This is a genomic window from Stenotrophomonas sp. YIM B06876, from assembly GCF_030711595.1.
In the GTDB taxonomy this organism is placed as follows: Bacteria; Pseudomonadota; Gammaproteobacteria; order Xanthomonadales; family Xanthomonadaceae; genus Stenotrophomonas.
Window position 1 is genome coordinate 27,662 of record NZ_JAUJUJ010000017.1, and the last position, 24,712, is coordinate 52,373.

The 24,712-nt window shown below is 65.3% G+C and carries 19 protein-coding genes and 9 tRNA genes; 21 read left to right on the forward strand and 7 right to left on the reverse strand.

The genetic code is table 11. From position 1 onward, the window contains the following. Positions 1–3: 3 nt before the first annotated feature. From purF to QZH66_RS08740, 3 genes are all read left to right on the forward strand, one after another. Complete coding sequence (gene purF, locus QZH66_RS08730) at positions 4–1,470, forward strand: amidophosphoribosyltransferase (protein ID WP_305805566.1); 1,467 nt, start codon at positions 4–6, stop codon at positions 1,468–1,470. 9 nt (positions 1,471–1,479) lie between these two features. Further along, entirely contained in the window at positions 1,480–2,316 is an 837-nt protein-coding gene (locus QZH66_RS08735; RefSeq protein WP_305805567.1) for a ferritin-like domain-containing protein, read from the forward strand. Between the two features lie 108 nt (positions 2,317–2,424). Further along, complete coding sequence (locus QZH66_RS08740; protein ID WP_305805568.1) at positions 2,425–2,874, forward strand: hypothetical protein; 450 nt, start codon at positions 2,425–2,427, stop codon at positions 2,872–2,874. Positions 2,875–2,931: 57 nt separating this feature from the next. Here the strand turns inward: QZH66_RS08740 and lpxH are convergent, their stop codons facing one another. The 6 genes from lpxH to QZH66_RS08770 form a co-directional block, all read right to left on the reverse strand. Next, the gene (lpxH, locus tag QZH66_RS08745; RefSeq protein ID WP_305805569.1) at positions 2,932–3,672 is read right to left on the reverse strand and encodes a UDP-2,3-diacylglucosamine diphosphatase; all 741 of its coding nucleotides are present in this window, start codon (positions 3,670–3,672) and stop codon (positions 2,932–2,934) included. Positions 3,673–3,881: 209 nt separating this feature from the next. Next, on the reverse strand, positions 3,882–5,405 hold the full coding sequence (ppx, locus tag QZH66_RS08750; protein WP_305805570.1) for an exopolyphosphatase: 1,524 nt from the start codon (positions 5,403–5,405) through the stop codon (positions 3,882–3,884). 72 nt (positions 5,406–5,477) lie between these two features. Further along, positions 5,478–7,565, reverse strand: a complete 2,088-nt coding sequence (gene ppk1 / locus QZH66_RS08755; protein ID WP_305805571.1) for a polyphosphate kinase 1 — start codon at positions 7,563–7,565, stop codon at positions 5,478–5,480. Then, positions 7,562–8,896, reverse strand: coding sequence for a phosphate regulon sensor histidine kinase PhoR (gene phoR / locus QZH66_RS08760; protein ID WP_305805572.1), 1,335 nt, complete (start codon positions 8,894–8,896; stop codon positions 7,562–7,564). Before phoR ends, ppk1 begins: the two co-directional genes overlap by 4 nt. A gap of 102 nt (positions 8,897–8,998) precedes the next feature. Continuing rightward, positions 8,999–9,688, reverse strand: a complete 690-nt coding sequence (gene phoB, locus QZH66_RS08765; RefSeq protein ID WP_305805573.1) for a phosphate regulon transcriptional regulator PhoB — start codon at positions 9,686–9,688, stop codon at positions 8,999–9,001. A gap of 80 nt (positions 9,689–9,768) precedes the next feature. Next, positions 9,769–11,412 (reverse strand): M48 family metalloprotease, encoded by a 1,644-nt coding sequence (locus QZH66_RS08770; RefSeq protein ID WP_305805574.1) that lies wholly within the window; start codon positions 11,410–11,412, stop codon positions 9,769–9,771. A gap of 163 nt (positions 11,413–11,575) precedes the next feature. Between QZH66_RS08770 and grxC the strand changes: the two genes are divergently transcribed. From grxC to QZH66_RS08785, 3 genes are all read left to right on the forward strand, one after another. Continuing rightward, positions 11,576–11,863 carry a glutaredoxin 3 gene (grxC, locus tag QZH66_RS08775; protein WP_305805595.1) on the forward strand — a complete coding sequence of 96 codons (288 nt, stop codon included), beginning with the start codon at positions 11,576–11,578 and terminating at the stop codon, positions 11,861–11,863. Then, entirely contained in the window at positions 11,860–12,255 is a 396-nt protein-coding gene (locus QZH66_RS08780) for a carboxymuconolactone decarboxylase family protein (protein ID WP_305805575.1), read from the forward strand. Before grxC ends, QZH66_RS08780 begins: the two co-directional genes overlap by 4 nt. A gap of 132 nt (positions 12,256–12,387) precedes the next feature. After that, the gene (locus QZH66_RS08785) at positions 12,388–13,392 is read left to right on the forward strand and encodes an isocitrate dehydrogenase (protein WP_305805576.1); all 1,005 of its coding nucleotides are present in this window, start codon (positions 12,388–12,390) and stop codon (positions 13,390–13,392) included. A gap of 152 nt (positions 13,393–13,544) precedes the next feature. Here QZH66_RS08785 and QZH66_RS08790 read toward each other — a convergent pair whose 3' ends face one another. Then, complete coding sequence (locus tag QZH66_RS08790; protein WP_305805577.1) at positions 13,545–14,306, reverse strand: Bax inhibitor-1/YccA family protein; 762 nt, start codon at positions 14,304–14,306, stop codon at positions 13,545–13,547. A gap of 153 nt (positions 14,307–14,459) precedes the next feature. On the opposite strand from QZH66_RS08790, the gene QZH66_RS08795 reads away from it, so the two are divergent. The 15 genes from QZH66_RS08795 to QZH66_RS08865 all read left to right on the forward strand — a co-directional run bounded on the left by QZH66_RS08795 (position 14,460) and on the right by QZH66_RS08865 (position 24,598). Beyond that, a tRNA-Pro gene (locus tag QZH66_RS08795) sits at positions 14,460–14,536 on the forward strand. A 44-nt stretch (positions 14,537–14,580) separates the two neighbouring features. Continuing rightward, positions 14,581–14,657: transfer RNA gene (locus QZH66_RS08800), tRNA-Arg, on the forward strand. 35 nt (positions 14,658–14,692) lie between these two features. Further along, positions 14,693–14,769, forward strand: a tRNA-His gene (locus QZH66_RS08805). A gap of 76 nt (positions 14,770–14,845) precedes the next feature. Beyond that, positions 14,846–14,921: transfer RNA gene (locus QZH66_RS08810), tRNA-Lys, on the forward strand. A gap of 79 nt (positions 14,922–15,000) precedes the next feature. Then, a tRNA-Leu gene (locus tag QZH66_RS08815) sits at positions 15,001–15,085 on the forward strand. A 214-nt stretch (positions 15,086–15,299) separates the two neighbouring features. Further along, positions 15,300–16,595 carry a trigger factor gene (gene tig / locus QZH66_RS08820; RefSeq protein WP_305805578.1) on the forward strand — a complete coding sequence of 432 codons (1,296 nt, stop codon included), beginning with the start codon at positions 15,300–15,302 and terminating at the stop codon, positions 16,593–16,595. Positions 16,596–16,666: 71 nt separating this feature from the next. Continuing rightward, on the forward strand, positions 16,667–17,293 hold the full coding sequence (clpP, locus tag QZH66_RS08825) for an ATP-dependent Clp endopeptidase proteolytic subunit ClpP (protein WP_305805579.1): 627 nt from the start codon (positions 16,667–16,669) through the stop codon (positions 17,291–17,293). Positions 17,294–17,420: 127 nt separating this feature from the next. Continuing rightward, positions 17,421–18,707 (forward strand): ATP-dependent Clp protease ATP-binding subunit ClpX, encoded by a 1,287-nt coding sequence (clpX, locus tag QZH66_RS08830; protein WP_305805580.1) that lies wholly within the window; start codon positions 17,421–17,423, stop codon positions 18,705–18,707. 151 nt (positions 18,708–18,858) lie between these two features. Then, positions 18,859–21,312, forward strand: a complete 2,454-nt coding sequence (lon, locus tag QZH66_RS08835) for an endopeptidase La (RefSeq protein ID WP_305805581.1) — start codon at positions 18,859–18,861, stop codon at positions 21,310–21,312. Positions 21,313–21,519: 207 nt separating this feature from the next. Continuing rightward, entirely contained in the window at positions 21,520–21,792 is a 273-nt protein-coding gene (locus QZH66_RS08840) for an HU family DNA-binding protein (protein WP_305805582.1), read from the forward strand. Positions 21,793–21,804: 12 nt separating this feature from the next. Further along, positions 21,805–21,879: transfer RNA gene (locus QZH66_RS08845), tRNA-Val, on the forward strand. Between the two features lie 27 nt (positions 21,880–21,906). Then, positions 21,907–21,983 (forward strand) — tRNA-Asp (locus tag QZH66_RS08850). Between the two features lie 83 nt (positions 21,984–22,066). Then, positions 22,067–22,143: transfer RNA gene (locus QZH66_RS08855), tRNA-Val, on the forward strand. A gap of 234 nt (positions 22,144–22,377) precedes the next feature. Further along, positions 22,378–22,454: transfer RNA gene (locus QZH66_RS08860), tRNA-Asp, on the forward strand. A gap of 173 nt (positions 22,455–22,627) precedes the next feature. Next, positions 22,628–24,598, forward strand: coding sequence for a peptidyl-prolyl cis-trans isomerase (locus QZH66_RS08865; RefSeq protein WP_305805583.1), 1,971 nt, complete (start codon positions 22,628–22,630; stop codon positions 24,596–24,598). The last annotated feature ends 114 nt before the right edge of the window (positions 24,599–24,712 follow it).

The window sequence follows — 24,712 nt, forward strand, 5'->3', positions numbered from 1 at the left end:
AACATGTGTGGCATCGTCGGAATCGTCGGCAACCAGAACGTGGCCGGCCAGCTTTATGACGCCCTGACCGTCCTCCAGCATCGCGGCCAGGACGCGGCCGGCATCGCCACCGCGCACGGCACCCGGCTGCGGGTCGAGAAAGCCAATGGCCTGGTGCGCGATGTGTTCGATTCCCGGCGAATGGACGTGCTGCAGGGGCGCATCGGCATCGCCCATGTGCGTTACCCCACGGCCGGTTCGGAAGGCATGGACGAGGCGCAGCCGTTCTACGTCAATTCGCCCTACGGCATCGCGCTGGCGCACAACGGCAACCTGATCAATACCGAAGCCCTGCGCCAGCAGGTGTTCGAGCAGGACCGGCGCAACGTCAATACCGATTCGGACAGCGAAGTGCTGCTGAACGTGTTCGCCTACGAGCTGGACGCGCAGAAGCAGCTGAGCCCGGAGGCGGCGATCCGTGCGGTGGGTGGTGTGCACCGCCGCTGCAAGGGCGGCTATGCGGTGATCAGCGTGGTGCTGGGCCTGGGGCTGGTCGCCTTCCGCGACCCGCATGGGATCCGCCCGCTGGTGCTGGGCAAGCGCAGCCATGCCGAAGGCGACGAGTACATCGTGGCCTCCGAGTCGGCCGCGCTCGATGTGCTCGGCTTCCAGCGCGTGCGCGACGTGCGTCCGGGCGAGGCGCTGGTGATCACCGGTCGCGGCGAGCTGTTCTCGGAAATCTGTGCCGAGCCGGCGGTGCATTCGCCGTGCATCTTCGAGTATGTGTACTTCGCGCGCCCTGACTCGATGATCGACAACGTCTCGGTGCACAAGGCGCGCATGCGCATGGGCATCAAGCTGGGCGAGAAGATCCTGCGGCTGCGCCCGGATCACGACATCGACACCATCATCCCGATCCCGGACACCTCGCGCGACGCCGCGCTGGAGATCTCCAATACGCTCGGGGTGAAGTACCGCGAAGGCTTCATCAAGAACCGCTACATCGGCCGTACCTTCATCATGCCGGGGCAGGGGGAGCGGGTGAAGTCGGTGCGCCGCAAGTTGAATCCGATCAACCTGGAATTCCGCAACCGGGTGGTGCTGCTGGTCGATGATTCGATCGTACGCGGCACCACCAGCCAGCAGATCGTGCAGATGGCGCGCGATGCCGGCGCGCGCAAGGTCTATCTGGCCAGCGCGGCGCCGCCGGTGCGCTATCCGAACATCTACGGCATCGACATGCCGGCCGCCGAGGAACTGGTGGCGCACAACCGCAGCATCGAGGACATCGAACGGTTCCTGGGCTGCGACTGGCTGATCTACCAGGACCTGCAAGACCTGGAGGCGGCGGTGCGCGAAGGCAATCCGGACCTGAAGGCGTTCGATTCGTCCTGCTTCAACGGCGAGTACGCCACCGGGATCGAGCCGGGCTATTTCGAGCGGATCCAGCAGCTGCGTTCGGACGAGGCCAAGACCCACCGCCGGGCCTGATCCCTTGTCATGACAGAAACGGACAACGGGTTTCCGCAGGTCGGCGGCGACCTGCTGCAGGCCGCGCAGCGGTGTCTGGCCGAAGCCGACCCGCTGCGCAAGGTGGCGTTGACCCGGCATTTCGCGGCGCGTTTCCGGGCCGGTGGACTGCGGGTGGATGAGGCCGCGCCACCGCCGGCGCCGATCCGCATGCCGGGCCGGCCGCCCACCCCGGCACTGGTGCATCCGCGCGACCTGCCGCGGCGCGGGCTGGGTTCGGTGAGCGGGCGTGCGGCCTTCATCCACGCCATCGCCCATATCGAACTCAACGCCATCGACCTGGCCTGGGACGCGGTGTACCGCTTCCGCGGCCTGCCGGGCAGCTTCCACGCCGACTGGGTCAGCTGTGCCGATGACGAATCGCGGCATTTCCTGCTGCTGCGCGAGCGCCTGCTGGCCCATGGCCATGACTACGGCGACTTCGACGCGCACAACGGCCTGTGGGAAATGTGCGAGAAAACCGCCCACGACGGCCTGGCACGCATGGCGCTGGTGCCGCGCGTGCTGGAAGCGCGCGGGCTGGATGTCACCCCGGCGATGATCGCCAAGCTGCGCGCGCTCGGCGACGGTGCCACTGCCGAGGTGCTGGAGGTGATCCTGCGCGAGGAAGTGGCGCATGTCGCTGCCGGCTCACGCTGGTACCGCTGGTACTGCGCGCGTGCCGGGGTCGCACCACGCGCCCGATTCAAGGAACTGCTGCGCGAGTACGCCGGCGGTTACCTGCATGGCCCCTTCAACATCGAAGCGCGCCTGCTGGCCGGCTTCGACGAGGACGAGCTGGCCGACCTGGTTGAACAGGCCGGTTGAGCTGCCTGCACCGCCGGGCTTGAATGTCCGGCGGTGCCGGCAAGGTGGTACAGCCACCGGCGCCGGTGCTGTAGGGTTGAAGTCCGTCATTGCTTGCGAGAACCTGAAATGAAGCCTTCCCCCTTCTGGGTGGTAGTGCCGATGCTGGGTCTGCTGGCCTGCAGCCGGCAGGCGCCAGAACCGGTCGCCGCTGCCCCCTCTGGGTCGTCTCCGGCGATCACCGCGCCGGCTGCCGCCGATGACTATCCGGCTGTTCTGCAGGCCGCCGGCACCGAGCCGTTCTGGGGGGTGCGGGTGTCCGGCGCGGCGCTGGACTACACCACGCCGGACACCCGGCAGAACCCGCAGCATTTGCAAGGGACGCGCGAAATGCGCGACGGGCGCTTGCTGGTGCACGGTGGTGAAGGGCAGGGTGCATTCCGCCTGACCATCCAGCGAGCGAGCTGCTCCGATGGCATGTCCGATCTGGCCCATCCGTATACCGCGCAGTTTGTGCTGGGCGCGGAAACCTTCAAGGGCTGCGCCCGCGATCCGGCGGTGCCGGTGCAAGCGCCCTGAAACAGCAACGGCAGCCGCGAGGCTGCCGTCTGGTTATCGGGACCGTGGTGCCGGCGCTCAGGCCAGCGCATCCAGGCTGAAGCCGTCCGCATCCACGCGCAGCACCGAGCCCTGTTCGTACCAGTCGCCGAGCACGATGCGGGTGCAGGTGCGCCCGCCCGCGTTCAACGTGTGGATCGCCGGGCGGTGGGTGTGGCCGTGGATCATGGTGTCCACGCCATAACGGGTGAAGGTGGCGGCCACTTCCGCCGCGCTCACATCGGTGACGGTCTCGAATTGGGCGCGATCGCCTTCCTTCATTTCCGATTGCCGCGCCTGGCTGGCTGACCGTGCCTTCTGGGCGAAAGCAATCCGCGCCTCCAGCGATTGCGACAGGAATTGCGCCTGGAAGGCCGGATTGCGGGTCTGGGTACGAAACGCCTGGTAGGCGGTGTCGTCGGTGCACAGCAGGTCGCCGTGCTGCAGCAGGACCGGCTTGCCGTACAGGTCGATCACGCTGGGGTCGGGCAGGATGCGCATGCCGGCACGCGCGGCGTAGTCCTCGCCCAGCAGGAAGTCGCGGTTGCCGCGGATGAAATACACCGGCACTCCCGCCCCGGTGAGCCCGCGCAGCGCGCTGGCCACGGCGTCGGCGGCGGTGGAGGGGGTGTCATCCCCGATCCAGGCCTCGAACAGGTCACCCAGGATGTACAGCGCCTCGGCGTGCCGCGCTTCGTCGCGCAGGAACCCCAGGAACAGGTCGGTGATGGCTGGACGGCTGGGGTCCAGGTGCAGGTCGGAGATGAACAGCGTGGTCATGCGCGCATTGTAGGGCGTGCGCCCAGTCCAGGGCAGCGCTGCGCCGATCAACTTTTTTTGGCAGCGATACCGCCGACGTGGATCGCGGCAACCCCGTGGCCGTCGCAGCCGCGGACCTCACGCAGCTGCGGGTCGCCGCCGGCAATGGCAGCCCGCTGTCAGCGCGATGCCGGCCGGGTGACAGCGGCGTGCGTGGGCATCCCGGGTTTTCAGGCCACGAACGGACGGAAGGTGATGCCCAGTGCGGTCATGCCATCGACTTCACCGATCAGGTCGGCGCGCAGCAGCGGACGCGCATCGATATAGGGCTGCGCCAGCACCAGCGACAGGTGGCTGCCATCCACGCTCAATTCCAGCGTTGGAATCGGGTCGGCCTCGTGCGCGCGGTGCAGCAACACCGCCAGGCGCAGCAGGGCCGTCAGCCGGCGGGCGGGCGCCAGCAGGCGGTCGGGCAGGGTGTCGAACGCGGACCTGGAAACATTGCGCCGATGGCTGCGCACCAGCGCGGCCAGCAGATACTGTTCCTGGCGCGAGAACCCGGCGATATCCGAATGCTCGAGCACGTAGCTGCCGTGGGTGTGATAACCGCTGTGGGCGATGGCCAGCCCCAGCTCGTGCAGGCGGGCGGCCCAGCCCAGCATCTGCGCGTCGTCCGGCTCCAGTCCCCAGGCCGGGGCGACCTGTTCGAACAGCCGCCGTGCGGTGGCTTCGACGCGTTCGGCCTGGAGGCTGTCGATGCCGTAGCGCTGCATCAGCGCGGCCACCGATTCGTCGCGCGGATCGTTTTCGCTGGCCCGGCCGACAATGTCGTAGAGGATGCCTTCGCGCATCGCCGCCTTGCTCACCTGCAATTTCTGCAGGCCCAGCGCCTGGAATGCGGCTTCCAGTACCAGCACGCCGCCGGCGATGATCGGGCGGCGATCGCTGGACAGCGTGGGCAGGTTGATATCGTCCACGTGCTTGGCGCGCAGCAGCTCGTCGCGCAGCTGCGGCAGCGCTTCGGCGGTGATCGCGCCCTTGCTCAGTTTCATCGCCGCGCAGATGTCGCTGATGGCCTTGTGGGTGCCGGACGAACCCAGCGCCTCGTGCCAGCCCAGGGCGCGGTATTTGGCTGCGAACGGCTGGAACTCGGCCCCGATCTCGGTCAGCGCTTCTTTCCAGCGTTTCCGTGACAGCTTGCCACCGGGGAAAAAGCGCCGGGTGCTGGCGATGCAGCCGGCCTGCAGGCTTTCGCGTTCGAGGGTTTCGAAGCGGCGGCCAATGATGAACTCGGTGGAGCCGCCGCCGATGTCGATCACCAGCCGGTGCTGGTCGGTGTGCGGCGGCTGCGCGTGGGCGACACCGAGATAGATCAGGCGCGCTTCCTCGCGGCCGCTGACCACCTCGATGGCATGGCCCAGCGCGGTTTCGGCCGGCATCAGGAACGCCAGCGGCGAGCGCAGCTGGCGCACGGTATTGGTGGCCAGGGCGCGCACCCGCAGCGGCGGGATATCGCGGATGCGCTGGCCGAAGCGGGCCAGACATTCGAGCGCGCGCTGGCGGGCATCGGCGGAAATGCCGCCATGGCCGTCCAGACCATCGGCCATGCGCACGGTTTCCCGCAACCGATCCACCACCCGCAACTGCCCCAGCAGGTAGCGGGCAATCACCATGTGGAAGCTGTTGGAGCCCATGTCGATGGCGGCCAGCAGGTCGCCTTCCTGCAGCGGCGGAGTGGTGGTGGAGTTGGGCATGGCGGAATGGTAGCCGAAGGCCGGCCGCGGCCGGCAGCTTGCGCTGCGGCGGCCGCGGGGGTGGGCCGACACCTACATGCCTTCCAGCAGCGCCATCTGCGCCGAATGCGGCGGTTCGCCGGGAGCAGGTTCGCACTTGCGGTAGTGGCCGTCGGGCTGCAGCGCCCAGGCGTTGAGGTTGTCCTCCAGATAGTTCTGCAGGGCTTCGCGATACACCCGCCGCGCCAGGTCCGGATCCAGGATCGGAAAGCAGGTTTCCACCCGCCGCAGCAGGTTGCGCTCGAGCCAGTCGGCGCTGGCGCAGAACAGTTCCGGTGCGCCGTTGTTGCCGAACCAGTAGATGCGGCTGTGTTCAAGGAAGCGCCCGACAATCGAGCGCACGCGGATGTTGTCCGACACCCCCGGCACGCCGGGGCGCAGGGTGCAGGTGCCGCGCACGACCAGGTCGATCTGCACCCCTGCCTGCGAGGCGGCATACAGCGCCCGCACCACCTGCGGCTCGTTAAGGGCGTTCATCTTGGCGATGATGCGTCCGGGCTTGCCGTCGGCCGCCAGCCGCGTCTCGCGCTCGATCCGCTGCAGCACGCCGGCATGCAGGGTGAACGGCGATTGCAGCAGGCGTTTGAGTTTCATTTTCGGCGCCAGCCCGGACAGCTGCTGGAACAGCAGGTGCACGTCGTTGCCGATGTCCGGATCGGCGGTGATCAGGCCCAGGTCGGTATAGGCGCGCGCGGTGCCGGCGTGATAATTGCCGGTGCCCAAATGGGTATAGCGGTGCAGCTTGCGGCCCTCGCGGCGCACGATCAGCAGCATCTTGGCGTGGGTCTTGTAGCCGACCACGCCGTACACCACCTGCACCCCGGCCTCCTGCAGGCGGTCGGCAAAGCCGAGATTGGCCTCCTCGTCGAAACGGGCGCGCAGCTCGACCACCACGGTCACATCCTTGCCGTTGCGCGCGGCCAGCACCAGCGCCTCGACAATCGCCGAATCCTTGCCGGTGCGGTACAGCGTCTGCTTGATCGCCAGCACGTTGGGGTCGATGGCCGCTTCGCGGATCAGCTCCAGCACGGTGTTGAACGAGTCGAACGGATGGTGCAGCAGCACGTCGTTGCGCGAGACGTGCTCGAAAATTCCCTCGGCCGTCTTGAGGATGCGCGGGGTCATCGCCGGGTATTTCAGGTCCGGCCGCTGCACCAGGTCGTAGACCTGGCTGACGCGATTGAGGTTGACCGCGCCATCGATCCGGTAGGCCGCGTTTTCCGGCAGTCCGAAATTCTGCAGCAGGGTCTGCACGATCGGGCGCGGGCAGTCATGGGCGATCTCCAGCCGCACCGCCGGCCGGTAGCCGCGGTCGACCAGTTCATCACGCAGCGCCAGCGCCAGGTTTTCCACCTCTTCTTCATCCACGACCAGTTCGGAGTTGCGGGTGACCCGGAACTGGTAGGCACCCTGCACCTCCATGCCCGGGAACAGCTCGTCGACAAAGGCCGACAGCACCGAGGACAGCAACACGAAATTCTGGGTGCCGCCCAGCGACTCGGGCAGCTGGATGATGCGTGGCAGCGAGCGCGGCGCCCGCACCAGCGCCAGATGGCCGGCGCGGCCGAAGGCGTCGGTGCCCTTGAGCACGACCACGATATTGAGCGACTTGTTGAGGATCTTCGGGAACGGGTGCGAAGGGTCCAGCCCCAGCGGCGACAGCACCGGCATGATCTCGTTGCGGAAGTAGGCGCGCAGCCAGCGCTTCTGCCGCGCCGTCCAGCTGTTGTGCGCGAGCACGCCGATGCCGGCCTCCAGCAGCGCCGGACGCAGCACCTTGTTCCAGCAGCGGTACTGCTGTTCCACCAGTTCGGCGGCGCGGTCGTGGATGGCGTTGAGGATCGCCTGCGGGCTCAATCCGTCCGGGGCCGGCGGCAGGCCGAACTCCTGCGCATGGCGTACCGCCGCGGCGCGGATCTCGAAGAACTCGTCCAGGTTGGTGCACGAGATGCACAGGAAGCGCAGCCGTTCCAGCAGCGGCACCTGCGCATCCAGCGCCTGCGCCAGCACCCGGAAGTTGAAGTCCAGCTGCGACAGTTCACGGTTGATATACAGCGCCGGGTCACGCAGCGGGTCGCAGGCGGTCGGGACGGCAACCAGGGCCGGAACAGGAGGGCTCATGCAGGGCGGTCTTCAGCAGACAAGGCGGAAGGAAGGCGCGGGCGCAGGTGGTCGCTGTCGAAGTGGCAGCAGAACATGCTGCCCTTGCCGACTTCGCTGTGGATCTCCAACCGCGCCTGGTGCAGCCCGAGGATGTGCTTGACGATGGACAGGCCCAGCCCGGTGCCGCCGCTCTCACGCGAGCGGCTGCTGGAAACCCGGTAGAAACGTTCGGTAAGCCGCGGCAGATGGGAGGCGGGAATGCCATAACCGCTGTCGGTCACCGACAGCACCGCGCCACCGGGTTCGCGGGCGAAGGTGATGGCGATACGGCCGCCGGCCGGGGTGTAGCGCACCGCATTGCTGACCAGGTTGGAGAAGGCGCTGTGCAGTTCCTTGCTGGAGCCGAGCAGGTCCACCCCGGCACTGTCCTCGATGTGGATGCGGTGGCGCCCGTGGCTGAGGGCTTCGGCCTCGCGCCGCAATGAAATCAGCATGGGCGTCATCGCCACGGTTTCCTGCTCGGAGTGCTGTTGCGATTCCAGCCGCGACAGCGTCAGCAGGTCCTCCACCAGTTGTGCCATGCGCTGGGACTGCTTGCGCATCTCCAGCAGCATCGGCCCGGTACCGGGGAAATCCTCCGGGTCCATCATGTCCAGGTAGCCGTGCACCACGGTCAGCGGGGTGCGCAGCTCATGCGAGACATTGGCCACGAAGTCGCGCCGTACCTGCTCCAGGTGCAGCAGCTTGGTGACGTCGCGCGCCAGCAGCAGCCAGTAATTGTCCGAGTAGGGAATCAGCCGCAAGTGCAGGCGGATGCCCGGGTCCGCGGGCGAGTCCGCATCCAGGATCGGTTCGGCATGGCGTCCGGCGGCCAGCCAGTGCGCCAGCGGCAGCGGTTGCAGGCGTTCCACCAGCGCGGCATGCCGGTCGCCGGGGTGGCGCAGGCCGAGCAGGCTTGAGGCCGCCTCGTTGAACCATTGCACGCGCTGGGTGTTGCGATCGACCACCACCACGGCGTCGGGCAGCGCGGCGGCGGCGGCGCGGTAGCTGCGCAGCATGTCCAGCAGGCGCCTTTTGCGCGCGCGCATCTCGCGCTGGTTGCGGTAGAGCAGGCGGTCCAGCTCGTTCCACACGCCGCTGCCATCGCTGGTTTCCCAGCGCTGGCGGGCGGTCAGCCGCATCAGCACCTGGCGCAGGCGCCAGTAGTGCCAGGCCAGCACGCCAAGCGCGGCGATGGCCACCCCGGCGCCCGGGTGTCCGGCCAGCAGCCCGAGCAGCCCGGCAAGCAACAGCGCCGCGGCCACGGAGGCCAGTGTCTTCAACCAGGCGGATTGGATGTGGCCGGGCATTGCACTCTCGGGTAGGCGGAAAATCCGTGGAAGTGGCCCCTGTTTATAGCAGGACCGCGCGCTGCAGGCAGCGGCGCGAGGTTGCGCTGCGGTATTGCAGGGTCAGACCGCGGCGGAAAAGCGGTAGCCGGCGCCGCGCACGGTCTGCACCATGTCCTGCGCGGCGAAAGGTTCCAGCGTCTTGCGCAGGCGGCGGATATGCACATCGATGGTGCGTTCTTCCACATACACGCTCCCGCCCCACACATGGTCGAGCAGTTGCGAGCGGGTATAGACGCGTTCGGGATGGGTCATGAAGAAATGCAGCAGGCGGTATTCGGTCGGGCCGATGGACACCGGCGCCTCGCCGGCAAATACCCGGTGCGCGGCACCGTCGATGCGGATCGGGCCGATCACCACGCTGCCGTCCTCGTCGTCGTCGCGGGCGCGGCGCAGCACCGCGCGGATACGCGCCAGCAGCTCGCGTGCCGAGAACGGTTTGACCACGTAATCGTCGACGCCGGCTTCCAGTCCGCCGACGCGGTCGTTCTCTTCGCCGCGGGCGGTGAGCATGATGATCGGCACTTCGCGGGTCACGGCTTCCTTGCGCCAGCGCCGGGCCAGTTCCAGCCCGCTGGTGCCGGGCAGCATCCAGTCCAGCAGAATCATGTCCGGCACGCGATCGGCAATGGCCGTCTGCGCTTCCAGCGCATCGCCGGCATGCACCGGTTCGTAGTCGCCCTTGCGCAGGGCGAAGGCGACCATGTCGCGGATCGCGGGTTCGTCATCGACAATCAGGATGCGTTTCTGCACATGCCCACCGTAAAGCCCGCCAATCGGGATCCCGCCCAGTAGACTACGGTTTCATGACCGGTTTATGACAGCTGTCGCACTCAGCGGCGCTCCACATCCGGATCGCGCACGCCCAGCCGGCGCAGCTCGAGCACGGTGGGCATCATCGATTCGATCCGCGCATCGACCCGGGCGCGGCTCACGTAGTCCAGCCCAGGCTGTTTCAGCAGCGCCTGGAACTGCATCAGCGCCTGCTCGGGGTGTCCGTTCAGGTACGCCGCTTCGGCATAGGCTTCGCTGGCGCGGGCGGGGTCGCCGGCCAGTTCGCAGGCGCGGGCGAAGATCCGCTGGAATACCGGGTCATCCCCGGAGCGGGCCAGCAGCGGGCGCAGCATCGCCTGCGCGCGGCGCCCGGCGTCCACGCCGCCCTGTTCGTTGAGGATGCCGGCGTAGGTCAGGGCCACCGCGCGGTTGAGCGGCAGGCGTTGCAGCAGCGCCTCGAAGCGGCGGTTGGCCTCGGCGGGCCGGCCGGCGCGTGATTCGGCCTCGCCCAGCGCCAGCGCCAGCCACAGGTTGTCCGGATGGCTGGCCAGCAGTTGCTGTAACTCGCCGAGCACTTCCTGCGGCGCACTGCCATTGCGCAGCTGGGCCAGCGCCACGCCGTAGCGTTGCGGGTCGCTCAGGCCCTGTTTCTGGCCGCGGCGCAGATCCTGGTATTCGCGGATCAGGTCCGACGGGGTCGCGGCGCTGAGCACGCGCAGCCGCTCGCGTGCCCAGTCGAACTGGCCGTTGCCGCCGCCCGCGCCGGCCATCGGCAATGACAGCTGCATCGACGCCGGCAGCAGCGGATTGCCACTGCCGCCCAGCGGGTTGGCCGCCGGATCGGAAGGATTGACCCGCTCCTGACGCACCCCGCCCGGGGTCCGGGTGGTCAGCAGCACCGTGTCTTTCTTCATCTGCACCGCGCGTGCTTTGGCCTCGCTGATGCGGGTCAGGGTGACCGGATGGGTGCGCAGGAAGTCGGGCACGCTGTAGCCGCCTTCGTTGCCGCGCATGGCCTGCGACATGCGTTCAAAGAAACCGGCCATCGCGTCCACGTCGTAGCCGCTGCGGGCCAGGGTGCGGATGCCGAGGCGGTCGGCTTCGGATTCGTTGGAACGGGTGAAGTCGATCTGCCGCTGCTGCATCAGCCCCATCGCGCCGGTGATGCTGGCCATGGTGGCGTTGCCGGCCGAATGGCCGCCCGCCTGCTGTGCGGCCACCACCGCGGCCAGCATGCCCAGCAGGATCGGGATCTGGTCGCGCTGGGCGCGCTCCACGCTGCGCAGCACATGCTGCTGGGTGACATGGGCGATTTCGTGCGACAGCACGGCCGCCACCTCGTCTTCGCGCTCGGCAGTCAGGACCAGCCCGGCGTTGACCCCGATGTAGCCGCCGAGCGTGGCGAAGGCGTTGATCTGGCGGTCCTTGAGCATGAAGAACGTGAACGGCTGGCGCGGCTGGGCGCTGTTGGAACCGAGGCGTGCGCCCATCGCCTGCAGCCATTCATCGGTCAGCGGATCGTCCAGCAGATAGCCGTAGTTGCGCAGCTCGCGCAGCATCATGCCGCCGTATTCGGCCTGCCGCGCGGGCGTCAGCAGCTCCCCGGCCGAGGAGCCGATGTCGGGCAGTTTCGCGTCCTGGGCGGCCGCCAGCGGGGTGGCCAGGATCACGGTCAGGGCGGTGGCGAGCAGCAAGGGGCGCAAACGGAACTCCGGGGCAGGGCTGGGCGGAGGATGACGGCAGGGCGCGGCGACAGTGTGAAGCGCGGGTTAATCCACAGTGTTGCGTGGGTGATATCGAAAAACCACCCGACCGCTACCATGTATGGACCCAGTTTCCAGCGTGGAGTTTCCTGTGACCTCTGACATATCCAGCAAAGCCGCGGGCGCCATGCCCGAGATCACCATCTATTCCACCGCCGTATGCCCGTATTGCGTGGCGGCCAAGAACTTCCTCAAGAGCAAGGGCCAGTCGTGGACCGAGGTGCGCATCGACCTGGATCCGGTCGCGCGCGAGAAAATGATGGCGGCCACCCGCCGCACCAGCGTGCCGCAGATCTTCATCGGCGACCTCCATATTGGCGGCTATGACGACATGATGGCGATGCACCGCGCCGGCAAACTCGAGCCGCTGTTCACCGGGGCGCGTCCATGAGCGGCGAGGGCAAGGCGGCCGACCGGGTCGCCGAATTCACCGAGTTCCGCCAGCGCATGAACCAGCGCATTCTGGCCGAGCCCAACCAGGTGGTACGGCGCTTTTTCGCGCTCGATACCCAGACCTACCAGGCCGGCGCGCTGGATGTGAAGACCAAGGAGCTGCTCGGGCTGGTGGCCTCGATGGTGCTGCGCTGCGACGACTGCATCGGCTATCACGTTGCCCAGTGCAAAGAGGCCGGGGTCAGCCGCGAGGAGTTCTTCGAGACCTTCTCGGTGGGGCTGGTGGTCGGCGGCTCGATCGTGATTCCGCACCTGCGGCGGGCGGTGGACTTCCTCGACCAGCTCGAAAACGGCAGCGCCACGGCACCGGCTGGGCACGACCACAGCTGAACCCGGGCCGGGGCCGGGTTTGGGGAGAGGGGGCTGGATCGGGCATAATTGCCAGCTGAAACCTTTTCAATCGCGCCTGCGATCCGGGCAGCCGGACGGCGCTTCCCTCTCCCTGTTCGGAATATCTATCTTATGACGCAGACAATCACCGTCATCCGTGGCGATGGCATTGGCCCGGAGATCATGGACGCCACCCTGTTCGTGCTCGATGCGCTGAACGCCGGCCTGACCTACGAATACGCCGACGCCGGCCTGGCCGCGCTGGAAAAGCATGGCGAGCTGATGCCGGCCGCCACGCTGGAATCGATCAAGAAGAACAAGGTCGCGCTGAAGAGCCCGCTGACTACGCCGGTCGGCGGTGGTTTCAGCTCGATCAACGTGGCCCTGCGCCGCCAGTTCGACCTGTACGCCAACGTGCGCCCGGCGATCTCGTTCCCGAACACCAAGGCGCGCTACGAAAACATCGATGTGATCACCGTGCGTGAGAACACCGAGGGCGCCTACCTGGCCGAGGGCCAGGAAGTCTCGGCCGACGGCGAGACCGCGTTCTCCGGCACCCGCATCACCCGCAAGGGCTCCGAGCGCATCGTGCGTTACGCCTTCGAGCTGGCCAAGAGCACCGGCCGCAAGAAGGTCACCGCCGTGCACAAGGCCAACATCATCAAGTCGACCTCGGGCCTGTTCCTGGATGTCGCCCGCGAAGTGGCGGCGAAATATCCGGAGATCGAATTCCAGGAAATGATCGTTGACAACGCCTGCATGCAGCTGGTGATGAACCCGGAACAGTTCGACATCATCGTCACCACCAACCTGTTCGGCGACATCATCTCCGACCTGTGCGCCGGCCTCGTCGGTGGCCTGGGTCTGGCCCCGGGTGCCAATATCGGCGCCGATGTGGCGATCTTCGAAGCCGTGCACGGCACCGCGCCGGACATCGCCGGCCAGGGCAAGGCCAATCCGTGCGCGCTGCTGCTGGGTGCTGCGCAGATGCTCGACCACATTGGCCAGCCGGAAAACGCCGAGCGCCTGCGCAAGGCCATCGTCGCCACGATGGAGGCCAGGGACTCGCTGACCGGCGACCTCGGCGGCACCGGCAGCACCATGGGCTTTGCCAAGGCGATTGCCAGCCGCGTGTAATCTGGAATTGCAGACGGCGGTACCCGGAACGGAGCGCCCTGGCGCTCCGTTTCCGTTTCCGGTGCTGGTGGAGGCAGATGGACCGGCCCGGCTTGCGGATACGGAAAAGGCGCCTTGCGGCGCCTTTTCCGTTCCTCGCGGTACAGGTGTGATCAGTTGCGCGACTGCAACTTGGACAGCAGGCGCAGGAACTCGATGTACAGCCACACCAGCGTCACCATCAGGGCGAACGCGCCGTACCACTCCATGTACTTCGGCGCGTTCTGCGCGACCCCGCTTTCGATGGAGTCGAAATCCAGCACCAGGTTCAGCGCGGCGATCACCACCACGAACAGGCTGAAGCCGATGCCGAACAGGCCCGAGCCGTGGATGAGCGGGATGGTGATGTGGAAAAAGCCCAGCACGATCGTGGCCAGATAGACCAGCGCGATGCCGCCGGTGGCGGCGACCACGCCCAGTTTGAAGTTTTCGGTGGCCTTGATCAGCCCGCTGCGGTAGGCGAACAGCAGCGCGAACAGGGTGCCAAAGGTCAGCAGTACCGCCTGGAACACGATGCCCTGGAAGCGCGCTTCGTAGATGGCCGAGATCGAGCCGAGGAAAAAGCCTTCCGCCAGCGCGTACAGCGGCGCGCTGACCGGCGCCCAGGTCTTCTTGAAGATCGTCACCAGTGCCAGCACCAGACCGGCAATCATGCCGCCCCACAGATACAGCGTCGCCCCGGGTGCCAGCTCGCCGCTGGCGGTGAGGGTGTTGTTCCAGGCGAAGGCGGCGGTGAGCACGGTCAGCACCAGCAGGATGCCGGTCTTGTTGACGGTGCCGTCGAGGGTCATGGCGCCGCCATCGCGCGAGACCACGGTGCCGCTGCCAAGATCGAGGAAGGTGGATTCCTGGAGGGCGGGGTTGCCACTGCGCATATGATTTTCCCTGTGGTTGTGGGGGCGGGACATTGCCGATTGCGCTGCCGAGCATAACCAAATGCAAATAAACGCATTTGAGCGTTGACAGACTGCGTGCGAATTCCCACAATAGCCGACCTTTCGGGGGGAACCTCGAGAGAGATTCACCGCCGGGGTATAGCGCAGTCTGGTAGCGCGCCTGCTTTGGGAGCAGGATGTCGGGGGTTCGAATCCCTCTACCCCGACCAGTCCGCTGCTCAAAATGGGATTGGAATGCGACAATCCGGTCTGGGCGCCCGTAGCTCAACTGGATAGAGCACCGGCCTTCTAAGCCGGCGGTTACAGGTTCGATTCCTGTCGGGCGCGCCATCGGTGCAAGCGGTAGGAGAGTTGTTGTTTCAGTGGTGGCTGTAGCTCAGTTGGTTAGAGTTCCGGATTGTGATTCCGGTGGTCGGGGGTTCGAGTCCCCTCAGCCACCCCACTGAAAAAACCTCCGATTTTTTTGAATCGGGTGTTGCGGAAATCAAAAAGCACGCTAAAATGTGCGTCTAGTTTCAGGGCCGTTAGCTCAGTTGGTAGAGCAGTTGACTCTTAATCAATAGGTCCAAGGTTCGAATCCTTGACGGCCCACCAAGACCAAGGCATCCGCTCCGGCGGGTGCCTTTTTCTTTGCCGCAGAGCCTGTGACAATGGCCGGGCAAAACGTAGTCTCGCGAAAGTGGCGGAATTGGTAGACGCCCTGGATTTAGGTTCCAGTGCCGCAAGGCGTGGGGGTTCGAGTCCCCCCTTTCGCACCATCCCGGCGCCCGGTCATGGCGGCGCTGCGAGTGTGCTCATCGGCCGGGCGGGAAGCGGCCCGCACGGCCCGGGCGGGCCGGTGATGCGTCAGGCTGGCAGCGCCCGCCGGAATCAGCGAAACTACGGGGCTGCGACGGATATGTGTATCCGCGTCCATCCGTTTCTCTACCACATCGAACCGGTGCCAAGGCGCTACCGGTGGCAGGAGTCCACATGCAAGCTTCGATCGAATCCACCGGCAACCTGGAACGCCGTCTGACCTTCTCCCTGCCGGAGGAGCGCCTGCAGGCCCACATCAGTGGTCGTCTGGGCGAGATCGCGCGCACCACGCGTATCAAGGGTTTCCGTCCGGGCAAAGTCCCGGCCAAGGTGATCGAGCAGCGCTTTGGTCCGCAGGTGCGGGCAGAGGCGATGGATGGCCTGCTGCGCGAATCCTTCGATGCCGCGCTGCGTCAGCACGAGCTGCGGATTGCCGGCAACCCCCGTATCGACAAGGCGGGCGAGGGTGAGCTGGATTTTGTCGCCACGGTCGAGCTGGTGCCGGATTTCGGCGATGTCGATGTGACCCGGTTGAGCGTGATCCGGCATACGGCTGAAATCAATGATGCCGATATCGACCAGATGATCGAGAACCTGCGCCAGCAGCGTCGCAGCTGGCAGGTGGCCGGGCGTGCCGCCCAGGAAGGCGACCTGGTCGCGCTGGAAACCTGGTCGCAGGCCGGTGATGAGCGGCTGCCGGCCGAGGGCGTGGAGCAGGGCAGTGTCGTGATCGGCTCGGGCATGATGTTCGAGCAGATCGAGAAGGGCCTGGTCGGCCTGGCCAAGGGTGAGGAAAAGACCTTGGCCGTCGATTTCCCGGCCGAGTGGCGCGTGCCGGCGCTGGCCGGCAAGCAGGTCCAGGTCACGGTCAAGGCGGTCGAAGTCTCCGCGCCGGTAGTGCCGGACGTGGACAAGGAGTTCATCAAGAGCTTCGGTGTGAAGAGCGGCGATGCCGACCAGTTCCGCAAGGACATCCGGGCCAACCTGGAGCGTGAGCTCAAGGGTGCGCTGATGAACCGGCTGCGCCGCGAAGTCGGTGAACAGTTGATTGCCGCCTATGCGTCGGTGGAGCTGCCGCCGCGCCTGGTGGAGAACGAAGCGCGTTCGATGCTGGGCCAGCAGGTGGAACAGATCCGCCGCAGTGGCCGCGATCCGGGCGAGATCCCGGCCGACGCCCATGAAGGTTTCAAGGATGCCGCCAGCAAGCGCGTCCTGGTCGGCCTGCTGGTCGGCGAAGTGGCCCGCCGCAACGAGCTGCGTCTGGACCCGAAGCGTCTGAATGAAACCATGCGCCTGATCGCCTCGACCTACGAACAGCCCGAGCAGGTCATTGAGATGTACCGCAATGACCCCCAGTTGATGAGTGGCCTGCAGAACCGCGTAATGGAAGAGCAGGTGATCGACTGGATCGCCGAACGTGCGCAGCACACCGAGCAGCCCCTGTCGTTCCAGGAAGCCATCCGCCAGTAAGGCGTGATGATGCTGTGCCATCTCCGCGCTCCGGCGCGGGGAGTTCCCTTCAAAGATAGGTGCCTCACGTAATGGACAACCGAATCACAGCCCTGAATCTGGTTCCGATGGTGGTCGAACAGACCGCCCGCGGCGAGCGCGCCTATGACATCTACTCGCGCCTGCTCAAAGAGCGCCTGATCTTCCTGGTCGGGCCGATCGATGACCACATGGCCAATGTGGTGGTCGCGCAGCTGCTGTTCCTGGAATCGGAGAATCCGGAAAAGGACATCAGCATCTACATCAACTCGCCCGGTGGCGTGGTCACGGCCGGCATGGCGATCTACGACACCATGCAGTACATCAAGCCGGATGTGAGCACCACCTGTATCGGTCAGGCCGCCTCGATGGGCGCGCTGCTGCTGGCGGCCGGTGCTGCCGGCAAGCGCTATGCGCTGCCCAACGCACGGATGATGATCCACCAGCCGCTGGGCGGCTTCCAGGGCCAGGCCTCGGACATCGACATCCATGCGCGTGAAATCCTGACCCTGCGTTCGCGCCTGAACGAAGTGCTGGCCAAGCACACCGGCCAGTCGCTGGAAACGATCGCCCGTGACACCGAGCGCGACAACTTCAAGAGTGCCGTCGAGGCCCAGGCGTACGGGCTGGTCGACCGGGTGCTGGAGCGTCGTCCGGAAGAGTCGATCCAAGCGTCTTGATCAGCAAGAGCCTACAGAAACATGGCATTTCCGCAGGGTCGGGGCGGGACGCGAGTCCTCCCGGCCCTGTGCTATTCTCGAAATCGAATCCCCCGTTCATCGGGGGGAGCAACTGGGTAAGCGAAGCATGAGCGAAGACCGGCAAGGTCGTTCCGCGGACAGCAGCAAGATTCTCTACTGTTCGTTCTGCGGCAAGAGTCAGCACGAAGTTCGCAAGCTGATTGCGGGTCCGAGCGTGTTCATCTGTGATGAATGCGTGGAACTGTGCAACGACATCATCCGCGAGGAACTCGAGGAAAAGGCCCAGTCGGCCCGCAGTTCGCTGCCCAAGCCGAAGGAGATCCTCGAAGTCCTGGACCAGTACGTCATCGGCCAGACCCGCGCCAAGCGCACGCTCGCGGTGGCGGTGTACAACCATTACAAGCGCATCGAAAGCCGTCAGAAGAACGACGACGTCGAACTGTCCAAGTCCAACATCCTGCTGGTCGGCCCGACCGGTTCGGGCAAGACGCTGCTGGCCGAAACGCTGGCGCGGCTGCTCAATGTACCGTTCACCATGGCCGATGCGACCACGCTGACCGAAGCCGGTTATGTGGGCGAGGACGTGGAGAACATCATCCAGAAGCTGCTGCAGAAGTGCGACTACGACGTCGAGAAGGCGCAGCAGGGCATCGTCTATATCGATGAAATCGACAAGATCTCGCGCAAGAGCGAGAACCCGTCGATCACCCGCGACGTGTCCGGCGAAGGCGTGCAGCAGGCGCTGTTGAAGCTGATCGAAGGCACCGTGGCCAGCGTGCCGCCGCAGGGCGGGCGCAAGCATCCGCAGCAGGAATTCCTGCAGGTGGACACCAAGAACATCCTGTTCATCTGCGGCGGTGCATTTGCCGGGCTCGACAAGGTCATCCAGGCGCGGTCCACGGATGCCAGTGGCATTGGTTTCGGTGCCAAGGTGAAAAGTGCCGAGCGGAAGCAGGAAGTGGGCAAGATCCTGGCCGAAGTCGAGCCGGAGGACCTGATCAAGTTTGGCCTGATTCCCGAGTTCGTGGGGCGTCTGCCGGTGGTGGCCACGCTCGAGGAACTGGACGAGCCGGCGCTGATCAAGATCCTGAGCGAGCCCAAGAACGCCATCACCAAGCAGTTCAAGAAACTGTTCGAGATGGAAGGTGTCGAGTTGGAGTTCCGCCCCGACGCGCTGGCGGCGATCGCCAAGAAGGCGATCAAGCGCAAGACCGGTGCCCGCGGCCTGCGCACCATCGTCGAGTCGGTCCTGCTGGACACGATGTATGAACTGCCCTCGCAGGAAAATGTCAGCAAGGTGGTGGTGGACGAGTCGGTGATCGAACACAAGTCCGAGCCGTACCTGATCTACCAGACGCCACCGGCAGCGCCGAAGGCGGCTTCAGGCGACTGAATTGGCAGTCCGGGATGGTGTGTTCCGGCGGCGTTGCCCGGCCGGCATTCACTGACGGGACGTCTGCTCTTGCATCGTTGCGCCGATGGCCCCATAACGGGGCCATCGGCTTTTTTTTAGCTCGTTTTCCTGAATTTCCTGCGGAGCCCTCATGGCCCAGTCCCAACTCGAAGTCCTTGATTTGCCGGTCCTGCCGCTGCGTGATGTGGTGGTTTTCCCGCACATGGTGATCCCGCTGTTCGTGGGTCGTGACAAGTCCATGCGCGCGCTGGAGCGGGCGATGGAGGCAGACAAGCGGATCCTTCTGGTAGCGCAGAAGTCGGCTGAAACCGACGATCCCGGTGTGGCCGACCTTTACCCGGTGGGCACGCTGGCGCAGGTGCTGCAGCTGCTTAAACTGCCCGACGGCACCATCAAGGTGCTGGTCGAAGGCCTCTCGCGCGTGCATGTTGACAAGGTGTTCGAGCATGACGGCGCGCTGCAGGGACAGGGTGTTGAAGTGCATTCCGATGAGTCGCGCGACCCGCGCGAGATCGAGGCGATTGCACGCTCGTTGATGTCGTTGTTCGAGCAGTACATCAAGACCAACCGCAAGCTGCCGCCGGAACTGCTGCAGACGCTGGCCGGCATCGAAGAGCCGGCGCGCCTGGCCGATACCATCGCCGCGCACATCGGCGTGCGCCTGTCCGACAAGCAGAAATTGCTGGAGACGCTGCAGATCGGCGACCGGCTGGAAATGCTGGTCGGCCTGGTCGATGGCGAAATCGATGTGCAGCAGCTGGAGAAGCGCATCCGCGGCCGGGTCAAATCGCAGATGGAAAAAAGCCAGCGCGAGTATTACCTCAACGAGCAGATGAAGGCGATCCAGAAAGAGCTGGGCGATCTGGATGAAGCGCCCGGTGAGCTGGAGGAGCTGGCGCGGAAGATTGTCGAAGCTGGCATGCCCAAGGCGGTGGAAGCCAAGGCCAAGGCCGAGCTCAACAAGCTCAAGCAGATGTCGCCGATGTCGGCAGAGTCGGCGGTGGTGCGCAACTATCTGGATTGGCTGCTCGGGGTGCCGTGGAACAAGCGCAGCAAGATCCGCAAGGACCTGAAGGTCGCGCAGGAAACGCTGGATGCCGACCATTACGGTCTGGAGAAGGTGAAGGACCGCATCCTTGAATATCTTGCGGTGCAGTCGCGGGTGAAGCAGATGAAGGGGCCGATCCTGTGCCTCGTCGGCCCGCCGGGCGTCGGTAAAACCTCGCTGGGTCAGTCGATCGCCAAGGCCACCAACCGCAAGTTCGTGCGCATGTCGCTGGGCGGCGTGCGTGACGAGGCCGAGATCCGCGGTCATCGCCGCACCTATGTCGGCTCGATGCCGGGGCGGATCGTGCAGAACCTCAACAAGGTCGGCAGCAAGAATGCGCTGTTTGTGCTCGACGAGATCGACAAGATGTCGATGGACTTCCGCGGCGACCCGTCCTCGGCGCTGCTGGAAGTGCTCGATCCGGAGCAGAACAACGCGTTCAACGACCACTACCTGGAAGTGGATCTGGATCTGTCCGAAGTGATGTTCGTGGCGACGTCCAACACGCTGAACATCCCCGGTCCACTGCTGGATCGCATGGAAGTGATCCGCATTCCCGGCTATACCGAGGATGAGAAGCTCAACATCGCCATGCGCTACCTGGTGCCCAAGCAGCTCAAGGCCAACGGGCTGAAGCCGGAGGAGCTGGAGATCGTCCCGGAGGCCATCCAGGATGTGGTGCGCTATTACACGCGCGAGTCCGGGGTGCGTAATCTGGAGCGGGAGATCGCCAAGATCTGCCGCAAGGTGGTCAAGGAAATCGCACTGGCCGGGCCGGTCTCTGCGGCCAGGGCGGTGAAGAAAGGCGCGAAGAAGAAGGCGCTGTTGATCGTCAATGGCAAGAACATTGAAAAATATCTGGGCGTGCGCCGCTTCGATTTCGGCCGTGCCGAAGAGCAGAACGAAATCGGGCTGGTCACCGGTCTGGCGTGGACCGAAGTCGGTGGCGACCTGCTGCAGATCGAGTCGACGCTGGTGCCGGGCAAGGGCGCGGTGATCCTGACCGGGCAGCTCGGCAACGTGATGAAGGAGTCCGCCTCGGCGGCCCTGTCGGTGGTGCGTGCCCGTGCCGAGCAGCTGGGTATCGATACCGACTTCCTGCAGAAGAGCGATGTACATCTGCATGTGCCCGATGGCGCGACGCCCAAGGACGGGCCCAGTGCCGGCAGTGCAATGGTGACCTCGCTGGTGTCGATGCTGACCAAGGTGCCAGTGAGGGCGGATGTGGCCATGACCGGCGAAATCACCCTGCGGGGGCGGGTGACGGCGATCGGCGGGTTGAAGGAGAAATTGTTGGCTGCGCTGCGCGGCGGCATCCGTACCGTCATCATCCCCGAAGAGAATCGCAAGGACCTGGCCGATATTCCGGCCAACGTCACTCGCGATCTGGAGATCGTGCCGGTGAAGTGGATTGACGAGGTGTTGGACATCGCGTTGGAGCGGCCGCTGAAGCCCAGGAAGGTGGCTAAAAGTGGGCAGCGGGTCGCGGTACGCAGCAAGGCGAAGACAGCTCCGGCAGCGCGCGTCAAGCACTGATCAATGGGGTGGATATGCCTGAAACCCCTGTCGCTATTGGCTTTTCAGCTTGCGTGGGTAGGGGGCTGCTGGTATAAAAGTGCGACTCATCCACCGGCAGTGAATGCGGGTGCGGTGTTTGAAAGATCTTGCGGTTTCCGTGACGCGTGACGTGACGGGAGCCGACCAATCAATTCCGCGGGATGACCGCAAAGGGAGTTTTACAGAATGAACAAGACCGAATTGATCGATGGCGTTGCCGCTGCTGCTGATCTGTCCAAGGCTGAGGCAGGTCGCGCCGTTGACGCTGTCATCGGTGAGATCACCAAGGCGCTGAAGAAGGGCGACGCTGTGACGCTGGTCGGCTTTGGTACGTTCCAGGTGCGCGAGCGTGCAGAGCGCACCGGCCGCAATCCGAAGACCGGCGATACGATCAAGATTGCCGCTTCGAAGAATCCGGCATTCAAGGCTGGCAAAGCCCTGAAGGATGCCGTAAACTAAGCGGCTCACCGGGGGTGCTTAGCTCAGCGGTAGAGCGTCTCCCTTACACGGAGAGGGTCGGGGGTTCGAAACCCTCAGCACCCACCAGGCATCGTCAGTAGCAGTATTGAAAGTGGAGCGGTAGTTCAGCTGGTTAGAATGCTGGCCTGTCACGCCGGAGGTCGCGGGTTCGAGTCCCGTCCGCTCCGCCAGTTTCAATGAGGCCCCTGAGTAATCAGGGGCCTCGCTTTCTCAACCGCACCTCGGGTGCGCGGGAAAGCAGAAGGTCAAGTGCGGAGCGGTAGTTCAGCTGGTTAGAATGCTGGCCTGACACGCCGGAGGTCGCGGGGTCGAGTCCCGTCCGCTCCGCCAGTGTCAATGAGGCCCCTGAGTCATCAGGGGCCTCGCTTTCTCCACCGCACCTCGGGTGCGCGGGAACGCAGAAGGTCAAGTGCGGCGCGGTAGTTCAGCTGGTTAGACGGCGGGCCGGTCACGCCGGAGGTCGCGGGGTCGAGTCCCGTCCGCTCCGCCAGTTTCAACGGTTTCCCCAAGGGAGGCCGATCCCGTCGGGTAAAACCGCAGGGACGCAGTTGCAGGGTTCGAAGTGGAGCGGTAGTTCAGCTGGTTAGAATGCTGGCCTGTCACGCCGGAGGTCGCGGGTTCGAGTCCCGTCCGCTCCGCCAGTTGTCTCAAAGCCCCCGGTGCATACCGGGGGCTTTTTTTTATTTCCGGTTGGCCGCCCGCTCTCATTGCGCTCGACCACGGAGGTGTGGAGCCGCTGCAATCGGCGCATGCTGGGAGTCGGGGGCATAAGCGGGTTAAACTGCGCGGCTCGTCATCAGGCCGTGATTCCACAATGCTGCAGAAACTCCGCGACAAGACCTCAGGCTGGATCGCCACGGCAATCCTTGGCCTGCTGATGATTCCCTTCCTGTTTGTGATCGATAACAGCTATCTCGGCGGTGTCGGTGCGAACAACGTGGCCAAGGTGCAGGCGCCGCCGTCCTGGTGGAAGTCCGCGCCGTCCTGGTGGCCGGCTTCGCTGTTGTGGAGGCACCATGAAATCACCACGGAAGAATTCCGCACCCGCTTCGAGCAGATGCGGATGCAGGCCCGTGAGCAACAGGGCGACAGTTTCGATCCGCGCGAATTCGAGACCCTGGAAAACAAGCTGGCGGTACTCGACCAGCTGATTGACGAGCAGGTGGTGCGACTGGCCGCCGAGGAAGCCGGGATTGTCATCGGCGATGCGGCGGTACGTGATTACATCGCCACGATTCCGGCGTTCCAGCGCGATGGCAAGTTCGATCCCGAACAGTACCGTCTTGCGCTGGCCCAAGGCGCGCCGCCGCGCACGCCGGCCCAGTTCGAACAGCTGGTTCGCGACAGCCTGCGGCAGTCGATCATCCCCAGCGCATTGGCGCAGTCCGGTTTCGCCACCAAGGGTGAAAGCGAGCGTCTGCTGAAGCTGCTGGGCGAGACCCGCGATGTTGAAATCGCGTTGCTGCCGGCTACTGAAGCCGATACCGCGGACGTCGGCGAAGCCGAAATCAAGCAGTGGTATGAAAGCCATGTGCAGGATTTCCGTCAGCCCGAATCGGTATCCATCGAATACGTCGAGTTGGATGCGGCCAACATGCCGGCTGCTGCGGCGGCGGACGAGGCCACTCTGCGTCACCGCTACCAGGAAGAGAAAGCGCGCTTTGTTGCGCCCGAGCAGCGCCTGGCCTCGCACATCCTGATCAGCGCCGGCTCCGATCCGGATTCGCAGAAGGCTGCGCAAGCCAAGGCCAGCAAGCTGGCCGCGGAAGCCAGGCAGCCCGGTGCCGATTTTGCCGCACTGGCCAAGGCCAACTCCGATGACCCCGGTTCCAAGGCCGAAGGCGGGGATCTGGGCTGGGTCGAGAAGGGCGTGATGGTGCAGCCGTTCGAAGAGGCCCTGTTTGCGATGAAGCCCGGCGACGTGAGCGGGCCGGTCAAGACCGAATTCGGCTATCACGTGCTGAAGCTGCGCGAGGTCAAAGGGGGCGAAGGCAAGCCGTTCGAGGAGGTACGCGACCAGCTGGCCGCCGAGCAGTTGCAAGCCGACACCGAGCGCGCGTTCAACGAACTGAGCGGCCGTCTGGTTGACCTGGTCTACAAGAATCCCACCGCGCTGGAGCCGGCGGCAAAGGAAGTCGGGTTGCCGGTGCAGGTGCTGGGGCCGTTTACCCGGACCAGTGCCACTGGCGTGGCGGCCAATCCGGCGGTACTGCGCGCTGCGTTTTCCGATGTGCTGGTGCAGGACGGCACTGTCAGCGACCCGATCGAGATCACGCCGAATCATACGGTGATGATCCGCGTGACCGCGCATACGCCCGAGCAGGTGTTGCCGCTGGACAAGGCGCGCGAAAAGGTCATTGCGGCCATTCGCGCGGACCGTGCGGAGAAGGCGTCGCTGAAGGCGGTCGACGCATTGCTGGCCAAGCTAGCGGCGGGTCAGACGCTGCAGGCGCTGGCCTCCAGTGAGCATCTGCAGGTGATGCCGATGCCGGGTCTGCCGCGCATGGCGCCGATGCCGAGCGTGGCGGCCAATCAGGCGATCTTTGCCGCGCCGGTGCCGGTCGACGGCACCCCCAGCTACGGCAAGATCGAGATGGACGATGGCCGCTATGCGGTATTTGCGGTGACCAAGGTGACGCCGGGCGACCTGGCCCAGGTACCGGAACCGCAGCAGGTGATGCTGAAGCAGCAGTTGAGCCAGATCGATGGCGCCGCAGCGGCAAAGGCCTACGTGGACGCGATGCGCAAACGCTTCAAGGTGCAGACTGAAGAGTCGCAGCTTTGATGGTGCGTTGATGCGCAACAAAAAGCCCGGCAATCGCCGGGCTTTTTGTTGGTGCGGCGGGTTGTGCAGCGCAGGAAAAGGCGGTGGTATCGGGCCGGGCCGAGGGCGGCCGCC

Bases quoted from the DNA above. Each gene is read 5' to 3' on its own strand.
- purF (WP_305805566.1), top strand. From the start codon at position 4: ATGTGTGGCATCGTCGGAATCGTCGGCAACCAGAACGTGGCCGGCCAG.
- QZH66_RS08735 (WP_305805567.1), top strand. From the start codon at position 1,480: ATGACAGAAACGGACAACGGGTTTCCGCAGGTCGGCGGCGACCTGCTG.
- QZH66_RS08740 (WP_305805568.1), top strand. From the start codon at position 2,425: ATGAAGCCTTCCCCCTTCTGGGTGGTAGTGCCGATGCTGGGTCTGCTG.
- lpxH (WP_305805569.1), bottom strand. From the start codon at position 3,672: ATGACCACGCTGTTCATCTCCGACCTGCACCTGGACCCCAGCCGTCCA.
- ppx (WP_305805570.1), bottom strand. From the start codon at position 5,405: ATGCCCAACTCCACCACCACTCCGCCGCTGCAGGAAGGCGACCTGCTG.
- ppk1 (WP_305805571.1), bottom strand. From the start codon at position 7,565: ATGAGCCCTCCTGTTCCGGCCCTGGTTGCCGTCCCGACCGCCTGCGAC.
- phoR (WP_305805572.1), bottom strand. From the start codon at position 8,896: ATGCCCGGCCACATCCAATCCGCCTGGTTGAAGACACTGGCCTCCGTG.
- QZH66_RS08780 (WP_305805575.1), top strand. From the start codon at position 11,860: ATGAGCGGCGAGGGCAAGGCGGCCGACCGGGTCGCCGAATTCACCGAG.
- QZH66_RS08785 (WP_305805576.1), top strand. From the start codon at position 12,388: ATGACGCAGACAATCACCGTCATCCGTGGCGATGGCATTGGCCCGGAG.
- QZH66_RS08790 (WP_305805577.1), bottom strand. From the start codon at position 14,306: ATGCGCAGTGGCAACCCCGCCCTCCAGGAATCCACCTTCCTCGATCTT.
- tig (WP_305805578.1), top strand. From the start codon at position 15,300: ATGCAAGCTTCGATCGAATCCACCGGCAACCTGGAACGCCGTCTGACC.
- clpP (WP_305805579.1), top strand. From the start codon at position 16,667: ATGGACAACCGAATCACAGCCCTGAATCTGGTTCCGATGGTGGTCGAA.
- clpX (WP_305805580.1), top strand. From the start codon at position 17,421: ATGAGCGAAGACCGGCAAGGTCGTTCCGCGGACAGCAGCAAGATTCTC.
- lon (WP_305805581.1), top strand. From the start codon at position 18,859: ATGGCCCAGTCCCAACTCGAAGTCCTTGATTTGCCGGTCCTGCCGCTG.
- QZH66_RS08840 (WP_305805582.1), top strand. From the start codon at position 21,520: ATGAACAAGACCGAATTGATCGATGGCGTTGCCGCTGCTGCTGATCTG.
- QZH66_RS08865 (WP_305805583.1), top strand. From the start codon at position 22,628: ATGCTGCAGAAACTCCGCGACAAGACCTCAGGCTGGATCGCCACGGCA.